At 71.6% G+C, this 18,792-nt stretch carries 17 protein-coding genes; 13 read left to right on the top strand and 4 right to left on the bottom strand.

Annotated elements, in window-relative coordinates; translation table 11 throughout:
• The first annotated feature begins 399 nt into the window (after positions 1–399).
• The 12 genes from NUV38_RS13085 (at position 400) to NUV38_RS13030 (ending at position 12,487) form a co-directional block, all read left to right on the top strand.
• The gene (locus NUV38_RS13085) at positions 400–810 is read left to right on the top strand and encodes a MarR family transcriptional regulator (protein WP_257729544.1); all 411 of its coding nucleotides are present in this window, start codon (positions 400–402) and stop codon (positions 808–810) included.
• Between the two features lie 16 nt (positions 811–826).
• Positions 827–2,209, top strand: a complete 1,383-nt coding sequence (locus NUV38_RS13080; protein ID WP_257729543.1) for an MFS transporter — start codon at positions 827–829, stop codon at positions 2,207–2,209.
• On the top strand, positions 2,109–2,528 hold the full coding sequence (locus tag NUV38_RS13075) for an SRPBCC family protein (protein ID WP_257729547.1): 420 nt from the start codon (positions 2,109–2,111) through the stop codon (positions 2,526–2,528). The genes NUV38_RS13080 and NUV38_RS13075 overlap by 101 nt, the downstream gene beginning before the upstream one ends.
• A 68-nt stretch (positions 2,529–2,596) precedes the next feature.
• Positions 2,597–3,760: an amidohydrolase gene (locus NUV38_RS13070; RefSeq protein ID WP_257729542.1), complete on the top strand. Its 1,164-nt coding sequence runs from the start codon at positions 2,597–2,599 to the stop codon at positions 3,758–3,760.
• Between the two features lie 128 nt (positions 3,761–3,888).
• Positions 3,889–4,941 (top strand): BMP family protein, encoded by a 1,053-nt coding sequence (locus NUV38_RS13065; RefSeq protein WP_257729541.1) that lies wholly within the window; start codon positions 3,889–3,891, stop codon positions 4,939–4,941.
• A 131-nt stretch (positions 4,942–5,072) separates the two neighbouring features.
• Complete coding sequence (locus NUV38_RS13060; protein ID WP_257729540.1) at positions 5,073–6,638, top strand: ABC transporter ATP-binding protein; 1,566 nt, start codon at positions 5,073–5,075, stop codon at positions 6,636–6,638.
• The gene (locus NUV38_RS13055; protein WP_257729539.1) at positions 6,635–7,753 is read left to right on the top strand and encodes an ABC transporter permease; all 1,119 of its coding nucleotides are present in this window, start codon (positions 6,635–6,637) and stop codon (positions 7,751–7,753) included. Before NUV38_RS13060 ends, NUV38_RS13055 begins: the two co-directional genes overlap by 4 nt.
• Entirely contained in the window at positions 7,750–9,012 is a 1,263-nt protein-coding gene (locus NUV38_RS13050; RefSeq protein ID WP_257729538.1) for an ABC transporter permease, read from the top strand. The genes NUV38_RS13055 and NUV38_RS13050 overlap by 4 nt, the downstream gene beginning before the upstream one ends.
• Positions 9,012–9,488 carry a cytidine deaminase gene (locus NUV38_RS13045; RefSeq protein WP_257729537.1) on the top strand — a complete coding sequence of 159 codons (477 nt, stop codon included), beginning with the start codon at positions 9,012–9,014 and terminating at the stop codon, positions 9,486–9,488. Before NUV38_RS13050 ends, NUV38_RS13045 begins: the two co-directional genes overlap by 1 nt.
• A complete protein-coding gene (locus tag NUV38_RS13040; protein WP_257729536.1) occupies positions 9,485–10,693 on the top strand; it encodes a cytochrome P450 in 1,209 nt (402 codons plus the stop codon). The genes NUV38_RS13045 and NUV38_RS13040 overlap by 4 nt, the downstream gene beginning before the upstream one ends.
• Positions 10,690–12,012 carry a thymidine phosphorylase gene (locus NUV38_RS13035; protein WP_257729535.1) on the top strand — a complete coding sequence of 441 codons (1,323 nt, stop codon included), beginning with the start codon at positions 10,690–10,692 and terminating at the stop codon, positions 12,010–12,012. Before NUV38_RS13040 ends, NUV38_RS13035 begins: the two co-directional genes overlap by 4 nt.
• Before the next feature lie 10 nt (positions 12,013–12,022).
• Positions 12,023–12,487: a MaoC family dehydratase gene (locus NUV38_RS13030; protein WP_257729534.1), complete on the top strand. Its 465-nt coding sequence runs from the start codon at positions 12,023–12,025 to the stop codon at positions 12,485–12,487.
• Positions 12,488–13,304: 817 nt separating this feature from the next.
• Here the strand turns inward: NUV38_RS13030 and NUV38_RS13025 are convergent.
• Genes NUV38_RS13025 through deoC form a run of 3 tightly spaced genes read right to left on the bottom strand, consistent with a single transcriptional unit; the run spans position 13,305 to position 16,679 of the window.
• Entirely contained in the window at positions 13,305–14,192 is an 888-nt protein-coding gene (locus NUV38_RS13025) for an aldehyde dehydrogenase family protein (RefSeq protein WP_257729533.1), read from the bottom strand.
• On the bottom strand, positions 14,192–15,646 hold the full coding sequence (locus tag NUV38_RS13020; RefSeq protein ID WP_257729532.1) for an aldehyde dehydrogenase family protein: 1,455 nt from the start codon (positions 15,644–15,646) through the stop codon (positions 14,192–14,194). Before NUV38_RS13020 ends, NUV38_RS13025 begins: the two co-directional genes overlap by 1 nt.
• A gap of 49 nt (positions 15,647–15,695) precedes the next feature.
• Positions 15,696–16,679 carry a deoxyribose-phosphate aldolase gene (gene deoC / locus NUV38_RS13015; protein WP_257729531.1) on the bottom strand — a complete coding sequence of 328 codons (984 nt, stop codon included), beginning with the start codon at positions 16,677–16,679 and terminating at the stop codon, positions 15,696–15,698.
• 185 nt (positions 16,680–16,864) lie between these two features.
• Between deoC and NUV38_RS13010 the strand changes: the two genes are divergently transcribed.
• Positions 16,865–17,944, top strand: a complete 1,080-nt coding sequence (locus NUV38_RS13010) for an adenosine deaminase (protein ID WP_257729530.1) — start codon at positions 16,865–16,867, stop codon at positions 17,942–17,944.
• A 173-nt stretch (positions 17,945–18,117) separates the two neighbouring features.
• On the opposite strand, the gene NUV38_RS13005 is transcribed toward NUV38_RS13010, so the two are convergent.
• Positions 18,118–18,687 (bottom strand): ATP-binding protein, encoded by a 570-nt coding sequence (locus NUV38_RS13005; protein ID WP_257729529.1) that lies wholly within the window; start codon positions 18,685–18,687, stop codon positions 18,118–18,120.
• Between the last annotated feature and the right edge of the window lie 105 nt (positions 18,688–18,792).

Raw genomic sequence — 18,792 nt, 5'->3', positions numbered from 1 at the left:
ACTCCCAGCGGGTCGCCCGACCCTGGGGGGTGTCGTCCGGGCTGTTCCCTGCCAGCGGTGGATCCACAACCTCCGGAGGGCGGGTGAGGTTGAGGATCCACCGACGAAGGTGACCCGGGCCGGTCATCGGTGGATCCTCAACCGCAGCACCGCCCTTGAGGTTGAGGATCCACCGATGGGGGGCGGAGGACGGCGGGCTCGGCCGCGCCGAGCCCCCCTGTCCCGTCGAGGCCTTTCGGAGGCCGCGCCCACGACGACCCGCAGCAGCGCAGCGCCTCCTCCGAGCCCCTCCGCAGCCTGCGCAGCTCTCGGCCCGAGGAGGCTGCGGGGAGTGCAGCCGCAGGGCTCCGAGATCGTTGCAGATTTGAATTAGCATGGTTAATGACCTATGCTAAGAACATGCCTACCGACTCCCAGAACCTCGCGCTGGCGGTGGCCCGACTCAACCGTCGACTCCGGCAGGAGCGACACTCCGACCTGACCCCGACGCAGATGTCCGTGCTGGGCACGCTGCGCCAGATGGGCCCGACGTCGCCGTCGTCGATCGCCGCCCGTGAGCGCGTGAGCGCCCCCAGCGTGACCCGCACCCTGAACTGTCTCGCCGACGACGGACTCGTCGAGCGCGCACCCCACCCCGAGGACGGTCGACAGGTCGTCGTCAGCCTCTCCGACCTCGGCGAGAAGACCCTGGCGGAGGAGCGGAAGCGGCGCGACGCGTGGCTGCACCAGCGGCTCGCGAGCCTCGATGCCCGCGAGCGCGCCGTCCTGCGCGAGGCGGCGGCGATCCTCACGCGGATCACCGACTCATGAGGGCGGGGGTGGACTCATGAGTCCCACCTTCCGCGCTCTCCACGTCCGCAACTTCCGCGTCTACGCCGCCGGTGCCATCGTCTCGAACATCGGCACGTGGATGCAGCGCGTCGCGCAGGACTGGCTGGTCCTGCAGCTGACGTCCAGCGGCACCGCGCTCGGCATCACCACCGGGCTGCAGTTCCTCCCGGCGCTGCTGCTGTCGCCGGTGGCGGGCGTGGTGGCCGACCGCTTCCCGAAGCGGACGGTCCTGCGCTGCACCCAGGTGGCCATGGCGATCCCCGCCGCCGTCCTGGGCGTGCTGGCGATCACGGGAGCCGTCGAGGTCTGGCACGTCTACCTGCTGGCCTTCGTCTTCGGCGTCGGCACCGCGTTCGACGCCCCCGCCCGCCAGTCGTTCGTGGTCGAGATGGTCGGACCGGAGGACCTCTCCAACGCGGTCGGGCTCAACTCCGCCTCGTTCAACTCCGCCCGCATGGTCGGCCCGGCGCTCGCCGGGCTGCTGATCGCGGCCGGCGGCTCCGGGGTCGAGGCGACCGGCTGGGTCATCCTGGCCAACGCCGTCAGCTACCTCGCCGTCATCGCGTCGCTGCAGAAGCTCGACCCCGCGCGCCTCGCCCCGGCACCCGTCATGGGCTCGCGCAAGGGGGCGGTCCGCGACGGCGTGCGGTACGTCCGGTCCCGACCCGACCTCGTCCTCGTGCTCACGATCGTGTTCGCCGTCGGCACCTTCGGCCTGAACTTCCAGATGACCAGTGCCCTCATGGCCACCGACGTCTTCGACAAGGGCGCGGGGGAGTACGGCATCCTCGGCTCGATCATGGCGATCGGCTCCCTGGCCGGGGCCCTGCTCGCCGCTCGACGCGAGCGCCCACGCCTGCGCTTCGTGGTGGGTGCCGCCATCGCCTTCGGCGTCGTGGAGATCGTCGCCGGTCTCATGCCCGGCTACCTCTCGTACGCACTGGTGCTGCCGCTGCTGGGGCTCTGCGCCCTGACCATGATCACCGCGGCCAACGCCACCATCCAGATCACCACCGAGCCGGTCATGCGTGGCCGGGTGGCGGCGCTCTACCTGATGATCTTCATGGGCGGCACACCGCTCGGGTCGCCGTTCATCGGCTGGGTGGGTGAGACCTTCGGGGCCCGGTGGACGCTCGTCGGCGGTGGCGCGCTCTCGCTCGTCGGCGTCGCCCTGGCGCTGCTCTGGTACGCACACCGTCGCCAGATCGACCGTCAGGAGCTCCACGCCATCGCAGGTCGCCTACGCTCGCAGCATGGACGTCGAGCGCACCTTCCACCTGCCGCGGCCGGTCGAGGAGGTCTTCGCCTACCTCAGCGACTTCGAGAACACCGAGCACTGGGACCCCGGCACGATCGAGACGACGCGCCTGTCGGGTGACGGCGGCATGGGCACCCGGTACGCCAACCGGTCACGCTTCATGGGGCGCTCGGTGGCGCTGGAGTACGAGACCGTCGGGTACGACCCGCCGACGTTCTTCGCCTGCCGAGGGGTCAACGGGCGCACGACGGCCACGGACGTCATGACGTTCACGCCCGACGACACCGTGGAGGGCGGGGGCACGCAGGTCCACTACCGGGCCCAGTTCGAGTTCCCGTTCCTGCTGCACGCCCTCGCGCCCCTCGTGCTCAAGCGGCCGATCGAGCGACTCGCCGACGAGACGATCGAGCAGATCCAGCGCGCCCTCGGCCGGCCGTAGGCCGATCACGCTGCCGGCGGTCCTGGACGGCGCCCGCGCCGATCGCCGGCCGGGGATACCCTGGAGGAATGTCCGTCGACGCCGTCTCCCGCTCGATCGAGGTCGTGACGCCCGATCTCATCGAGCTGCGGCGTGACCTGCACGCGAGCCCCGAGCTGTCCTGGCACGAGGAGCGCACCACCGACGTGGTCGCCGCGTGGATGGACAAGCTGGGCATCTCCTACGAGCGCTTCGAGGGCACCGGGCTCATGGCCGAGATCGGACCCGAGGAGGGTCCGATCGTGGCGCTGAGGGCCGACCTCGACGCCCTCCCGATCGACGACACCACCTCCGACCCGTGGCGCTCGACGTCGCCCGGCGTCGCCCACGCCTGCGGCCACGACGTCCACGTGTCCGCGCTCGTCGGGGCCGCCGTGGCCCTGCAGGAGCTGCACGTGGCCGGTGGCCTGCCGCGCCGGGTCCGCCTGATCTTCCAGCCCGCGGAGGAGGTCATGCCCGGCGGCGCGCTCAGGCTGCTCTCGGCCGGTGTCCTGCGCGGGGTGTCCCGCATCGTCGCGCTGCACTGCGACCCGTCGCTCGACGTCGGCCAGGTGGGCCTGCGCGAGGGACCGATCACGGGCGCGTCCGACCGCATCCAGGTCACGCTCTCCGGCCGCGGCGGGCACACGTCGCGCCCGCACCTCACCGAGGACCTCACCTACGCGCTCGCGAGCCTCGTGACGCAGCTGCCCGCCGTGCTCTCGCGTCGCTTCGACCCGCGGTCGGGCGCCAGCCTGGTGTGGGGGTCGGTGCGAGCCGGCAACGCCGCCAACGTGATCCCCTCCACCGGCGAGCTCAGCGGCACGCTGCGCATGCTCGACTCCGCGGCCTGGCACCAGGCCGAGCACCTGGTGCGCGGACTCATCGCCGACATCATCGAGCCGTTCGGCGTCAGCGCCGACGTCACCTACGTGCGTGGCGTCCCGCCCGTGGTCAACGACTTCGGGGTCACCGAGCTGCTCCGTCGCGCGGTCTCCGACGCGATCGGACCCGCGGCGGTGGCCACCACCACGCAGAGCCTCGGCGGCGAGGACTTCGCGTGGTACGTCGAGGCGGTCCCGGGCGCGATGGGCCGGCTCGGCACCCGCACGCCCGACGGGCCCACCTACGACCTGCACCAGGGGAACTTCCGGCCCGACGAGCGCGCCATCGCCGTGGGCGCCAAGGTGCTCGCCTGCTCCGCCCTGCTCTAGCGGTGCTCCCGAAGGTGACGAATCGGTTACGGCCCGTCGCAATCGGGCGCAGGACCTCCCGAACGACCCCCGGCCGCGGCTAGGGTGCAGGCGTGCCGGGCTCTCCGGCGATGTCTCAAGGAGGAACTTTGCGTCGACTCACCAAGGTCACCGCCGTCGCCGGCGTGGCCGCACTCGTGCTCGCCGGTGCGGGCTGCGCGAACAACAGCTCGAGCAACGACGACGACACCGCTGCCGGTGACGACTGCGTCGAGAAGGTCGACACGAAGGTCGGCATGGCCTTCGACGTCGGCGGACGTGGTGACCAGTCGTTCAACGACTCCGCCGCCAAGGGCCTCGACAAGGCCGAGTGCGAGCTGGGCTTCGAGGTCCAGACCGCCGAGGCGCAGGACGGCGAGCCCGAGTCCGCCCGCGAGGGTCGCCTCCAGCAGCTCGTCGACGCCGACTACAACCCGGTCATCGCCGTGGGCTTCGCCTACTCGCAGGCCGTCGGCAAGGTCGCCAAGGCCAACCCCGACGTCGACTTCGCGATCATCGACGACGGTGTCGAGGGCGAGAACGTCGCCAACCTCCTCTTCGCCGAGGAGCAGGGCTCCTTCCTCGTGGGCGCCGCTGCCGCGCTCAAGTCCGAGTCCGGCAACATCGGCTTCGTCGGTGGTGTCGAGACGCCGCTGATCAAGAAGTTCGAGGTCGGCTACGAGGCCGGCGCGAAGGCCGTGAACCCCGACATCGAGATCCAGGCCCGCTACCTCACGCAGCCGCCGGACTTCAGCGGCTTCGGTGACCCGGCCAAGGGCAAGACGGCCGCCGAGGGCATGTACGACAAGGGCGCCGACGTGGTCTACCACGCCGCCGGCGGTTCCGGTGGTGGCGTGTTCGAGGCCGCCTCGGCCGCCGACGCCAAGGCCATCGGCGTCGACTCCGACCAGGCGCTGACGGCCGACGAGTCCGTCCGCGACGTGATCCTGACGTCGATGCTCAAGAACATCGACGTCGCCGTGTTCGCGTACCTGCAGGGTGTCGCCGACGGCGCCGCTCCCACGGGCCCGACGGTCTACGACCTCAAGGTCGACGGTGTGGGCTACTCCACGACCGGTGGTCAGGTCGACGACATCGCCGACAAGCTCGACGAGTACAAGCAGCAGATCGTGGACGGCGAGATCACCGTCCCGAGCGAGTGAACGGACGTCCAGGGACCTCGCATCCTTGACGCGGTCCGGCCCTGCGCGCGAGCGTGGGGCCGGACCGTTGCCTGTGTGACCTGCTCCATCCCTCCGGCCTCGCGGCCGGACCCGCCTCTGAGGAGTGCTGCGTGACCACGTCCGTCCCCGACGAGACCACCGACCTCGATCCCGGGGCGGGCGACGTCGTCGTCCGGCTGCGCGGCATCGGCAAGACGTTCCCCGGTGTCATCGCCAACCACGACATCGACATCGACGTGCGACGCGGGACCGTGCACGCGATCGTCGGCGAGAACGGCGCCGGCAAGTCGACGCTCATGAAGATCCTCTACGGCGTCCAGAAGCCGGACTCCGGGACGATCGAGGTGCACGGCAAGCCGGTCGAGCTCTCGTCCCCGTCCGACGCGATCGCCGCCGGTGTGGGCATGGTGTTCCAGCACTTCATGCTCGCCGACAACTTCACGGTGCTCGAGAACGTCGTGCTGGGCGCGGAGAAGCTGCACGGCATCGGCGATGCCGCACGTGCGGAGATCCGGCGCATCTCGGAGGCCTACGGGCTCGACGTCGACCCCGACGTCCTCGTGGAGGACCTCGGCGTCGGTGCCCGCCAGCGCATCGAGATCCTCAAGGTGCTGTACCGCGGCGCCTCCGTGATCATCCTCGATGAGCCGACTGCCGTCCTCGTGCCGCAGGAGGTCGACGAGCTGTTCGAGAACCTGCGCGAGCTCAAGGCGGAGGGCCTCGCGGTCATCTTCATCTCCCACAAGCTCGACGAGGTGCTGTCGGTCGCCGACACGGTCACCGTGGTCCGGCGTGGCACGACCGTCGAGACACGTCCGGCCGCCGGCGTCACGTCGCGTCAGCTGGCCGAGCTGATGGTCGGCTCCGAGCTGCCGAGCCCCAGCACCGAGACGTCCACCGTGACCGACCAGCCGGTGCTGGAGGTCCGCGACCTCGGCCTCCCCGCCTCCGCGGGCTCGGGTCGTCCGCTGCTCGCGGACATCGACCTGACGATCCACCGCGGCGAGATCCTCGGCATCGCGGGGGTGGAGGGCAACGGACAGGCCGAGCTGGTCGAGGCCGTCATGGGCATGCGTCCGGGTGCCACCGGCACCATCGCGCTCAACGGCGACGACCTGGCCGGCCGGTCCACGCGGCTGCGCCGCGAGGCCGGCATCGGCTACATCCCCGAGGACCGGCACCGTCACGGGCTCCTGCTCGACGCCCCGCTGTGGGAGAACCGGGTGCTCGGCCACCAGACGCGCGAGCCCAACGTCAAGGGTCCGTTCATCGACCGCGCCGGTGCCCGTCAGGACACCCAGCGCATCGTCGACGCCTACGACGTCCGCACCCCGGGCATCGACACCCTGGCCCGTGCACTGTCGGGCGGCAACCAGCAGAAGCTCATCATCGGGCGCGAGATGACCGGCGAGCCGAGCCTGCTGGTCGCCTCGCACCCCACCCGCGGCGTCGACGTCGGCGCCCAGGCGGCGATCTGGGACCACATCAAGCAGGCACGGCGCGACGGCCTGGCGGTGCTGCTGATCTCGGCCGACCTCGACGAGCTGATCGGCCTCTCGGACACGATCCGGGTGATCCTGCGTGGTCGCCTGGTCGGCACGTTCGACCCCGCCACCGTCACCCCCCAGCAGCTGGGCTCGGCCATGACCGGCGCCGACGAAGGAGGTCCGGCATGACCGACCAGCGACTCAAGCGCATCGCCCTCGCGGCGGCCGCGCCCGTGCTCGCCCTCGTGGCGGCGTTCCTCATCACGAGCCTGGTGCTCGTCGTGGCCGGCGACTCCGTCGGTGGCGTGTGGGGCCAGATCCTCAGCGTGCCCGAGGCGCGCGGGCTCACCAACATCGTCAACGCGGCCACGGTGTACTACCTGTCGGGCGTGGCGGTGGCCATCGGCTTCCGGATGAACCTGTTCAACATCGGCGTCGACGGCCAGTACCGCGTCGCGTCGTTCGCCGCCGCGGTCGTGGCCGGCGAGGCGTGGCTGCCCGGCTGGCTCAACACGGCCGCCGCGATCCTCGCCGCGATGCTGGTGGGCGCGGCCTGGGCCGGCATCGCCGGGCTCCTGCGCGTCACGCGCGGCGTCTCGGAGGTCATCTCCACGATCATGCTCAACGCGATCGCGACCGCCCTCGTGGCCTTCTTGCTGCGCAAGGCGGCCGTGAGCGACCCGGGCTCCAACATCGTGGCCACCAAGGAGATCCCGGAGGGCAGCCGGATCCCCGGCTTCACGCTCTTCCCGGGGGCGCCGAACCAGGTCTATGGCTTCGTGTTCCTCGCCATCCTCGTGGGCGTCGCCTACTGGCTCGTCATCAACAAGACCCGGTTCGGCTTCGACCTGCGGGCCACCGGCCTCTCCGAGAGCGCCGCGGTGGCCTCCGGCATCGACGTCAAGAAGATGATCCTCGTCTCGATGCTCCTGTCCGGTGCGGCGGCGGGCCTCGTGGGTCTGCCGATCCTGTTCGGCGAGGCCTTCGCGTACGGCTCGACCTTCCAGTCGGGCCTCGGCTTCGCGGGTATCGCGATCGCGCTGCTGGGCCGCAACCACCCGATCGGCATCGCGCTCGGCGCCCTCCTGTTCGCCTTCCTGGACGAGCAGTCCAACCCGCTGCAGATCCTGCTCGACGTCTCGCCCGACATCGTCAAGATCACGCAGGGCACGATCGTGCTGACCGTCGTCATCGCCTACGAGGTGGTGCGTCGCTACGGCGTGCGCCTCGAGCAGCGCCAGGTGGCCGCGACCCTCGACGACGAGAGACCGGCCGGCCCGACGACGGAAGGAGTGAGTCGATGAGCATCGCGACCCCACCCGTCGGCGGCGGGCCGACGGCTCCCGCGACGCGGTCGCGGATCACGTTCCCGGTGGTGCTGCTCGGCATCGCGGGCCTGCTGCTGCTGTTGTCCGCGCTGCGGGTGATCACGGGAGCCGACGACCTCAACTCCTCCGGCACGCTGCGCGCGACCCTCGTGGCGGCGGTGCCGATCGGCCTGGCCGGTCTGGGCGGTCTGTGGGCCGAGCGCGCGGGCGTGGTGAACATCGGCCTCGAGGGCATGATGATCCTCGGCACCTTCGGCGCCGGGTACTACGGCTACTTCGTTGGTCCCTGGTGGGGCGTGCTGGGTGCCATCGGCTTCGGTGCCCTGGGCGGGCTCCTGCACGCGGTGGCCACCGTCATCTTCGGCGTCGACCACATCGTCTCCGGCGTCGCGATCAACATCATCGCGCTCGGCGCCGTGCAGTACCTCGCGGTGCTCGCGTTCACGGGCGTGCCCGGTGGTGGCCAGACGCAGTCGCCGCGCATCGACGACCTGCCGAGCATCACCATCAGCGCGCTCGCCGACCCGCTCGGTGACCTCGAGGCCAAGAACTGGTTCTTCCTGTCCGACCTGGCCGCGCTCCTGCGTGCCCTCGTGTCGAACCTCAACGTGCTCACGCTCATCGCGCTCGCGCTGTTCGTGCTCACCTGGTACCTGCTGTGGCGGACCCGGTTCGGCCTGCGGCTGCGCTCGGTCGGGGAGAGCCCGGCGGCGGCGGAGTCGCTCGGCGTCAACGTCATCCGCTACAAGTTCGTCGCCGTCGTCACGTCCGGTGCCTTCGCGGGTCTGGCCGGCGGGTTCCTGGCGCTCGTGGCGGCCAACGGCTTCCGCGACGGTCAGACCGGCGGTCGTGGCTACATCGGCCTGGCCGCCATGATCTTCGGCAACTGGCGGCCGGGCGGACTGCTGGCCGGCGCCGGCCTGTTCGGCTACACCGACACGCTGCGGCTTCGTGGCGGCGGTGACACGATCCACGGGCTGCTGCTGCTCGTCGCCGTCGGCCTCGTGGCGCTCGCCATCTGGCAGTGGCGCCAGCACGGACGGCGTTCGTCCCTCGTCGCGGCGCTCCTGGGCGTCGTCGTGGCCGGCTGGTACTTCCTGACCAGCTCGGTCCCGGAGGACCTCACGGGCATGACGCCGTACCTCACCACGCTGCTGGTGCTGGCGCTGTTCTCCCAACGCCTGCGCATGCCTGCCGCGGACGGCAAGCCGTACCGCAAGGGGAGTGCGGGCTAGTGGCCGAATCGTTCGGTCTCGGCATCAGCACCGCCGACGACCCCGTCGACTGGGGCGCCCTCACCAGGTACGCCACCGAGGTCATGCAGCGCGCCTACGCCCCGTACTCGCATTACAAGGTCGGGGTGGCCGGCCTGGTCGACGACGGCCGGGTGGTGCTCGGCTGCAACGTCGAGAACGCGGCCTACGGCGTGGCCCTGTGCGCCGAGTGCGGCATGGTCTCGGCGCTGCACGCCACGGGCGGTGGCCGTCTGGTCGCCGTCGCGTGCGTGGACGGCGAGGGCCGTCCACTCATGCCGTGCGGCCGGTGTCGCCAGCTCCTGTGGGAGAACGGAGGTCCGACCATGCAGCTGCTCACCGCCTCGGGCGTGCGGACCATGGACGAGGTCCTGCCCGACGCGTTCGGTGCCGATGATCTCGCGTCCGGCGAGGGAACCGACGGCTCGGCCGCGGGCGAGAAGGAGACCGACGCGTGAGTGTCGTCCCCGACCTCACCGATCCCGACCTCCTCGACGACCCGTACCCGCTGCTCGGCCGGTGGCGCGCCGCCGGGCCGATGCTGCGGTCGGAGCAGGAAGGTCGCTGGGTGGCCACCACCCACGCGGCGGTGAGCGCCGTGCTGCGCAACCGCAGCCTCGGTCGGCTCTGGACCGACTGGGAGCCCACCGAGCAGATGGAGCCGTTCAACACGCTGCACCGGAACCAGCTCATGGAGAACGAGCCCCCGGAGCACACCCGCATGCGGCGGCTGCTGGCCGGCGCGTTCTCCCGCGGGCACGTGGAGCGGATGGGCCCGCGCATCGAGGTGCTGGCCGACGAGATGCTCGACGACCTCGCCGACGACCTCCGTGCGGGTCGGCCCGTCGACCTGCTGGCGCGCTATGCCGAACCCATGCCGGTGTTCGTCATCGCTGACCTGCTCGGTGTGCCGCGTGAGGACCACGAGCGGCTGCGCGACTGGTCCCAGGCGATCGTGCACATGTACGAGCAGGGCGTCGGTGACGACGTCCGCGCCGCGGCCGTGACGGCCAGCAGCGAGTTCGCCGCGTACGTGCGCGAGGTCGTCGAGCTGCGCCGCCGGGAGCCGGGCGACGACCTGGTCAGCGACCTGGTCAGGGAGCGGCAGGACGGGAAGGGCTTCAGCGACGACGAGCTCGTGGCGACCGTGGTCCTGCTCCTCAACGCCGGCCACGAGGCGTCGGTCAACGTGTTCGGCAACGGCATGCACGCGCTGCTGTCGCACCGCGACCAGCTGGCCCGGGTCACCGGCGGCGCGGGTGGTGCGGCCGAGGTCGGGGTGGCCACCGCGCTCGAGGAGCTCATCCGTTACGACGCCCCGCTGCAGATGTTCGAGCGCACGGCCACGACTGACGTCGAGGTCGCGGGCGTGACCGTGCGTGCGGGCGAGAGGGTGGCCTGCCTCATGGGCTCGGCCAACCGCGACGCCGACGTGTTCGAGCGGGCCGCCACCTTCGACGTCGCGCGCGACCCCAACCCCCACGTCGGCTTCGGCATGGGCCTGCACTTCTGCCTGGGCGCGCCGCTCGCGCGCGTCGAGCTCGAGATCACCGTCCGACGGCTCCTCGAGCGCTTCCCCACGATCGCGCTCACCGGCGTCGCCCCGCGGCGGCCCACCTGGGTGCTGCGCGGCTACGAGTCCCTCGAGGTGACCCTGACATGAGCCAGACCCCGCCCCCCGCGGCCGGAACCGAGCGCTTCGACGCCCCCGCGGTCATCGCGGCCAAGCGCGACCGGCACGCCCTCACCGACGAGCAGATCGACTGGGTGGTCGACGCCTACACCCGTGGGGTGGTGGCACCGGAGCAGATGTCGGCCCTGGCCATGGCGATCCTGCTGAACGGCATGGACCGGCGCGAGATCGCCCGGTGGACGAACGCCATGATCGCCAGCGGTGAGCGGATGGACTTCTCGTCCCTGAGCCGCCCGACCGCCGACAAGCACTCCACGGGCGGCGTGGGGGACAAGATCACCCTCCCGCTCGCGCCGCTCGTCGCGGCGTGCGGCGTGGCCGTGCCGCAGCTCTCGGGGCGCGGGCTCGGGCACACCGGCGGCACGCTCGACAAGCTCGAGTCGATCCCCGGGTGGCGGGCCGCGCTCAGCAACGAGGAGATGCTGGCCCAGCTGGAGGACGTCGGCGCCGTCATCTGCGCGGCCGGCACGGGCCTGGCGCCCGCGGACAAGAAGCTCTACGCCCTGCGCGACGTGACCGGCACCGTCGAGGCGATCCCGCTCATCGCCAGCTCGATTATGAGCAAGAAGATCGCCGAGGGCACCGGCGCCCTCGTGCTCGACGTGAAGGTCGGGTCGGGCGCGTTCATGAAGACCGAGGAGCACGCGCGCGAGCTGGCCGAGACGATGGTGGCCCTGGGCACGGACGCGGGCGTGACCACCGTGGCGCTGCTGACCGACATGTCCACCCCGCTCGGCCTCACCGCGGGCAACGCGCTCGAGGTCCGCGAGTCGGTCGAGGTCCTCGCGGGTGGTGGGCCGTCCGACGTCGTCGACCTGACCCTCGCCCTGGCCCGCGAGATGCTGGCGGCCGCCGGCCGCACCGACGTCGACCCGGCCGATGCCCTGGCCGACGGTCGCGCGATGGACGCCTGGCGGCGCATGATCTCCGCCCAGGGTGGTGACCCCGACGCCCCACTGCCCACGGCCCGCGAGACGCACGTGGTCACGGCCGAGTCCGACGGCGTCCTGACGACCCTCGACGCGTTCGGTGTCGGCGTCTCGGCGTGGCGTCTCGGCGCGGGTCGGTCCCGTCCGGGGGAGGACGTGCAAGCCGGTGCCGGCATCGAGCTGCACGCCAAGCCGGGCGACGAGGTTCGCGCCGGTGCGCCTCTGATGACCCTGCACACCGACACCCCGGAGCGATTCGAGCGCGCACTCGAGGCGCTCGAGGGTGCGGTGCGGGTCGAGGCCACCGCGTCGGGCTCCGGCGCCGCGGCCGCGGATGTGGTCATCGACCGGATTGGTTAGGGTCGACTGCATGCGTGTGCTCAACGATCGTCACGAGGTCGCCGGGTCCGTGGGTGACGAGCTGGGCGTGAGCGAGTGGGTCCAGGTCTCCCAGGAGCGGATCGACCTCTTCGCCGACGCGACCGGCGACCGTCAGTGGATCCACGTCGATCCCGAGCGGGCGGCCGAGGGACCGTTCGGCGCCACGATCGCCCACGGCTACCTGACTCTGTCGTTGCTGCCGTTCCTCGGGGCCCAGGTGTACGCCTTCGCCGGCGACGTCGCGCGGGTGAACTACGGGCTCAACAAGGTGCGCTTCATGACACCGGTGGTCGTCGGCTCCAAGCTGCGCAACCGGGTGACGGTGCTGGACGTCCAGGACGTCGATCGCGGCCAGCAGGTGACCCTGCGCCACCAGATCGAGATCAAGGGCCAGGACAAGCCCGCCTGCGTGGCTGAGACCGTCACGGTGCTCATGGAGGCCGGCAGCGCCTGAGGCGTCGGCGGCTGGGCGTTCGCTCGGTGCTGCGTCGTCCGGCTGGGTCTTCGCTCGGTGCTGCGTCGCTCGGCTGGGTCTTCGCTCGGGACTGCGTCGCTCGGGTGGGACTTCGCTTGGGGCTGCGCTGCTGTGGCTGCGAGGCGGGTCGGTCTCCGAAAGGGCCTCGACCGGCGGATGGGTCCGGGCTCGGTCGGGTTCTCGGAGCGTGGCTCGGGGGACGCAAGGTTCTGCGTTCGTGCGTGGGAGGGCGAAGGATGCTGCGTTCGTGGTCGGATCCCGTCGTGAACGCAGCATCGTTCGGGCTTCAGCTCGCGAACGCAGAATCGTGCGTCCGCCGAGGCACGTCGCGCGGTGAGTGGGCAGGGATTCTCCCTTGGCGTGGACCGTTCCACGCCGATGGAGAATCACTGCCCCTACGGGGCCGAAGTCGTCGCCACGATGCTTCCTTCGCGAGGCACGGTCCACGCGAAGGAAGAATCGTGCGTGGATCCCGCGCAGAGGGAGAATCGTGGCCGCGCCCCGCAGACCCACCCGAGGCCGAGACCCACCGCTCCGGTCGAGGCCCTTTCGGAGACCACCCCACTCGCAGTCACAGCGACGCAGCAGGGAGCGAAGGCCCAGCCGAGGCAGCGCGGCAGCGAGCCCAAGCCCAGCCGAGTCAGCGCAGCACCGAGCGACGGCACAGCCGAGGCAGTGCAGCAGCGAGCGCAAACCCAGCCGAGGCAGCGCAGCAGCGAGCGGAGGCCCAGCCGACGCAGCGCAACAGCGACCGGAAGTCCAGCCGAGCCGACGCAGCCTCAGGTCACGGCGAACGTCAGTACGCCGACCCACCCGCCAGCGACACGGCGCCCACGGGGTGCCAGACGGTCTTGATCTCCAGGAACGCGCGCAGCCGGGCGGTGCCGGGGGCGGCGGTGAAGTCGGGCTCGCGGCGGGGGGAGTAGACCCGCTTCACGGTGCCCGACGCCGACCGCTCCAGCTCCACGCGGTCGTCGGCAGCCATCCCGGTGAGGTCGAGTCCGTTGACGTCGGCGTGGCTCGCGAGCCAGGGCATCATTTCGGCGGCCCGGCCGGTGAGCACGTTGACGACGCCGGCGGGCACGTCGCTCGTGGCGAGGACCTCGGCGAAGGTGACGGCGACCGTCGGGTCGGCCTCGGACGCCACGACGACGACGCTGTTGCCGCCGGCGAGCACGGGCAGCACGGCTGCGACGAGGGGCAGCAGGGCCGACGTCGGCGACGCGGCGACCGCGACGACGCCGGTGGGCTCGGGTGCGGAGTAGCTGAAGTAGGGACCCGACACGGCGTTGGCGCCACCGAAGACGGCGGGCAGCTTGTCGGTCCAGCCGGCGAAGTGCACGACGCGGTCGATCGACGCGTCCACCTCGGCGCGCGCCTGGGCGGCGGTGGCGCCACGGCTCTGCACGATGAGGTCGACCAGCTCGGCTCGGCGGGCCTCGAGCATCTCGGCCACGCGGTACAGCACCTGGCCGCGGTTGTACGGGGTGGCGCCGGCCCACTTCGAGAACCCGGAGCGGGCGGCGACGACGGCGTTGCGGGCGTCCTTGCGGGAGGCGAGGGCGGCGTTGGCCATGAGCGACCCCTTCTGGTCGTGCACCTGGTAGGTACGGCCGGACTCCGAGCGCGGGAACGCGCCACCGATGTACAGCTTGTAGGTCTTGGCGACGGACAGTCGTGCCATCAGAGTGCTCCCTCGTCGTCGGTGTCGAGGTAGGCCGCCATGCCGGCGGTGCCGCCCTCGCGTCCGAAGCCGGACTCGCCGTAGCCGCCGAACGAGGCGGTGGGGTCGAACTTGTTGAACGTGTTGTCCCAGACGACGCCGGCCTTCAGGCCCGCGGCCATGCCCATGGCGCGCGAGCCCTTCTCGGTCCACACGCCGGCCGACAGGCCGTACGGTGTGTTGTTGGCCTTCGCGAGCGCCTCCTCGGGCGTGCGGAAGGTCAGCGTCGTGAGCACCGGGCCGAAGATCTCCTCACGGGCCACGCGCATCGACGCGGTGGCGTCGGTGAACACCGTGGGGGCCACGAACCAGCCCTTCTCCGGGAGCGCGCAGCTGCTCGTCCACACCGTGGCGCCCTCGTCGGCGCCGACCTGGGTGAGGCCCGTGATCTTGTCGTACTGCATCTGGGAGTTCACGGCGCCCACGTCGGTGTTCTTGTCGAGCGGGTCACCGACGCGCAGCGTCTCGATGCGCTTCTTGAGCTTCTCGACGACCTCGTCGGCCACGGACTCCTGCACGAGGAGGCGGGAGCCGGCGCAGCACACCTGGCCCTGGTTGAAGAAGATGCCCGAGACGATGCCGTCGACGGCCTGGTCGACGGCGGCGTCGGCGAACACGATGTTCGCGCCCTTGCCGCCGAGCTCGAGGGTGAGCTTCTTGCCGGTGCCGGCCAGCTCGGACTGGATGCGCTTGCCGACGGGCGTGGAGCCCGTGAACGCGACCTTGTCGACGCCGGGGTGGTTGACGATGGCGCTGCCCACGTCGCCGGCACCGGGGACGATGTTGACGACGCCGGGCGGCAGCTCGGCGTCCGCGAGGATCTCGGCGAGGATCAGGGCCGTGACAGGCGTCGTCTCGGCCGGCTTGAGCACGACGGTGTTGCCGGCGGCCAGCGCCGGGGCGATCTTCCACGCGGCCATGAGCAGAGGGAAGTTCCACGGGATGACCTGGCCGGCCACGCCGAGCGGGCGCGGGGCGGGTCCGAGCCCGAGGTGGCCGAGCTTGTCGGCCCAGCCGGCGTGGTGGAAGAAGTGCTGGGCGGCGGTCGGGACGTCGAAGTCGCGGGTCTCGCGGATCGGCTTGCCGTTGTCGAGCGACTCGGCCACGGCCAGCTCGCGCGCACGCTCGGCGATGGCGCGGGCGATGCGGAACAGGTACTTGCCGCGCTCGGCGCCGCCCATGCGCGACCAGGGGCCGTCGTAGGCCTTGCGGGCTGCGGCCACGGCGCGGTCGATGTCGGCCGCCGTCGCCGTGCTGACGGTGGTCAGCGGCTCGCGCGTGGCGGGGTTGAGCGACGTCAGGTCGTCGCCGCCGCCGTCGACGAACTCGCCGGCGACGAACATCTGGTACCGCGGCTTGATCGCGGCGATCGCCGCCGACTCCGGGGCCGGGGCGTAGGTCAGGTCGAGATCCATGGGGCTGCTCATCTCTTCGGGTGGTGCTGGGCGGCGGACGGACGCATGGTCAGTCGACGCTCACGTAGCGGGGGCCGCTGTAGTGGCCGTTGGTCTGGGTGCGGCGCTGCATCAGCAGGTCGTTGACGACGCCGGAGGCGCCGAAGCGGAACCAGTGCGGGTCGAGCCACTGCGGGCCGGCGACCTCGTGGACGGCGACGAGGTAGGCGATCGCGTCCTTGGTGGTGCGGATGCCGCCCGCGGGCTTGACGGCGCGCTGGGCGCCGGTGAGGTCGTGCAGGTCGCGCACGGCCTGCAGCATCACGTGGGTGACGGGCAGGGTGGCGGCGGGGGAGATCTTGCCCGTCGAGGTCTTGATGAAGTCGCCGCCGGCCATCAGGGCCAGCCACGACGCACGACGCACGTTGTCGTACGTGGCGAGCTCACCGGTCTCGAGGATCACCTTGAGCCGCGCCGCGCCGGCGGCCTCCTTCACCCGGGCGATCTGGTCGAACACCAGGCCGTAGTCGCCGGCGAGGAACGCACCACGGTCGATGACCATGTCGATCTCGTCGGCGCCGGCCTCGACGGCCAGACGGGTGTCGGCGAGCTTGACCTCGAGCGACGAACGGCCCGCCGGGAACGCCGTGGCCACCGACGCGACCTTCACGCCGGTGCCGGCGACCGCCTCGGCCGCGACGGCGACCATGTCGGGGTACACGCACACGGCCGCGGTCGACGGCGTGCCCTCGACCTCACGGTCCGGGTTCACGGCCTTGCGGCACAGGGCCCGGACCTTGCCCGGGGTGTCCGCACCCTCGAGCGTGGTCAGGTCGACCATCGAGATGGCGAGGTCGATCAGGGCCCGCTTGGTGTCCTTCTTGATGGACCGCGTGGCCAGCTGGGCGGCCCGGGCCTCGACGCCGACAGGGTCGACGGCGGGCAGGCCGTCCAGGAACGTGCGCAGCGCCGCGGTGTCGGTGCCACCCAGCCCCACGGCTGCGCGCAGGTCGGTCGTCGGCACGTCGGCGGAGGTGGTGGGGGTGGGGCTCATCGAGGTGTCTCCGGGTCGAGGGCAGGGCGGTGACGGGTGAACCGCCCGGTGCGGGGCGTCAGGTGGGGTAGCCGCCGGACCCCGTGAAGTCTGCCATCTCCTGACCTGCGGGGACACGTCCGCGCCTGGCGGACGCGCGGCGCGTGGGTGCGGCCTCGATCCGTGGCGCGTGCCACGATGGGCTCGTGACCCTCACCGCCGACCAGATCCGACGCGCGCCCAAGGTGGCGCTGCACGAGCACCTCGACGGGGGCGTCCGTCCCGCCACCGTCGCCGCCATCGCCGAGGAGGTCGGCCACGCGCTCCCCGCGCCCGCGGACCAGCTGGGCCTGTGGTTCGCCGACGCCGCCAGCTCGGGCTCGCTGCCGCGCTACCTGGAGACCTTCGAGCACACCGTGGCCGTCATGCAGCGGCCGAAGGACCTGGCGCGCGTGGCCCGCGAGTCCGTCCTCGACCTCGCGGCCGACGGTGTCGTGTACGCCGAGCTGCGCTGGGCGCCCGAGCAGCACCTGCGCGGCGGGATGAGCCTGTCCGAGACGGTCGAGGCCGTCCAGGCCGGCATCGACGAGGGCCGGGCCGAGGCCGAGGCCGAGGGCACGCCGATCGTCGTCGGCCAGCTGCTCACCGCCATGCGGCACGCCCAGCACGGGCTCGAGATCGCCGAGCTGGTCGTCGAGTACCGCGACCGTGGCGTCTGCGGCTTCGACATCGCCGGCGCCGAGGACGGCTTCCCGCCGATCCTGCACCTCGAGGCGTTCGAGTACCTGCGCCGCGAGAACGCGCACTTCACCATCCACGCGGGCGAGGCGTTCGGCCTGCCGTCCATCTGGCAGGCCATCCAGCGCTGCGGCGCCGACCGGCTCGGCCACGGCGTCCGGATCATCGACGACATCGACCTCGCGGCCGAGGGCGGCCCGCGGCTCGGTCGGCTGGCGGCCTACATCCGCGACAAGCGCATCCCGCTCGAGATGTGCCCGTCGTCGAACCTGCAGACGTCGGCGGTGCCCGGCATGCGCTCCATCGCCGACCACCCGATCGGCCTGCTCAAGGAGCTCGGCTTCCGGGTGACGGTCAACTGCGACAACCGGCTCATGAGCGGCACGTCGATGAGTCGCGAGATGCAGCTGCTCGTCGACGCGTTCGGCTACGACGCCGACGACCTGCGCTGGTTCACCGTCAACGCCATGAAGAGCGCCTTCCTGCCCTTCGACGAGCGCCTGGCCCTCATCGACGACGTGATCAAGCCGCGCTACGCCGCGCTCTGACCCCCACCGACGGTCCGGGGCCGTCAGAGGTAGGTCTCGCACCGAACGACGCCGTCGGAGGTAGGTGAGGCACCTCATCCGGTCGCGATGAGGTGCCTCACCTACCTCCGACTCGGATTCGGTGCCTCACCTACCTCTCACCAGGCGACGTCGAGGGCGACGTCGGCCGGACCTCAGGCCGTGCTGCGCAGCAGCCGCCGGGCCTGACGTGGCGTCATCGGCTCGCAGCCGGCGGCCACGGCCTGCGCGACGACACGGTCGTCGTCGTTCTTCAGCCGCCAGCCGCGCCGCACGAGCACCCAGGGGCTCTTGCGGCCCTCGCGCAGGTCCCGTGCCAGGCGCAGCGCGAAGGTGACCAGTCGGTGCCGACGCAGGCAGATGGCCGCGTCGAGCAGACCCGCCTCGCGACAGGCGGCCACGACCTGAGGGGCGAACAGGCCCTCGGCGATGAACTGGTCGCCCACCACGAGGTGCTGCGTGCCGGTGCGGGCGCTCGAGGCGAGGTCGTAGACGGGCACGTCCGCCTCGCCGCTCGCGCACAGCTCGGCGATGGCGCCGACGGCGGCGACGGGGTCCCAGGAGCCGGGGTGGTCCCAGTCCGGGATGCCCAGGCTCGACCGCGGCAGGTCGGGGTCGTGGCCCTCGCGGTAGAAGTCGTCGAGGCGCAGCACCGACCACCCCAGCACCTGCCCGAGGTGGGACTTCCCGACACCCGACGGCCCGGCCACGATCACGACACCCACGAGGGGTGAGCCTACGAGACGCCGACGCAGGCGCCCACACCGCGACTTCACCCATTCGTCACGTGAGGGGCGTTGACGCCGCAGGTGGTCGTCGGGTGGAATCGA

Source organism: Aeromicrobium sp. 50.2.37 (assembly GCF_024655735.1).
Taxonomy (GTDB): Bacteria; Actinomycetota; Actinomycetes; order Propionibacteriales; family Nocardioidaceae; genus Aeromicrobium.
The sequence above is the reverse complement of the archived record's forward strand: the minus strand, read 5'-3'. Positions and strand labels throughout refer to the sequence as shown.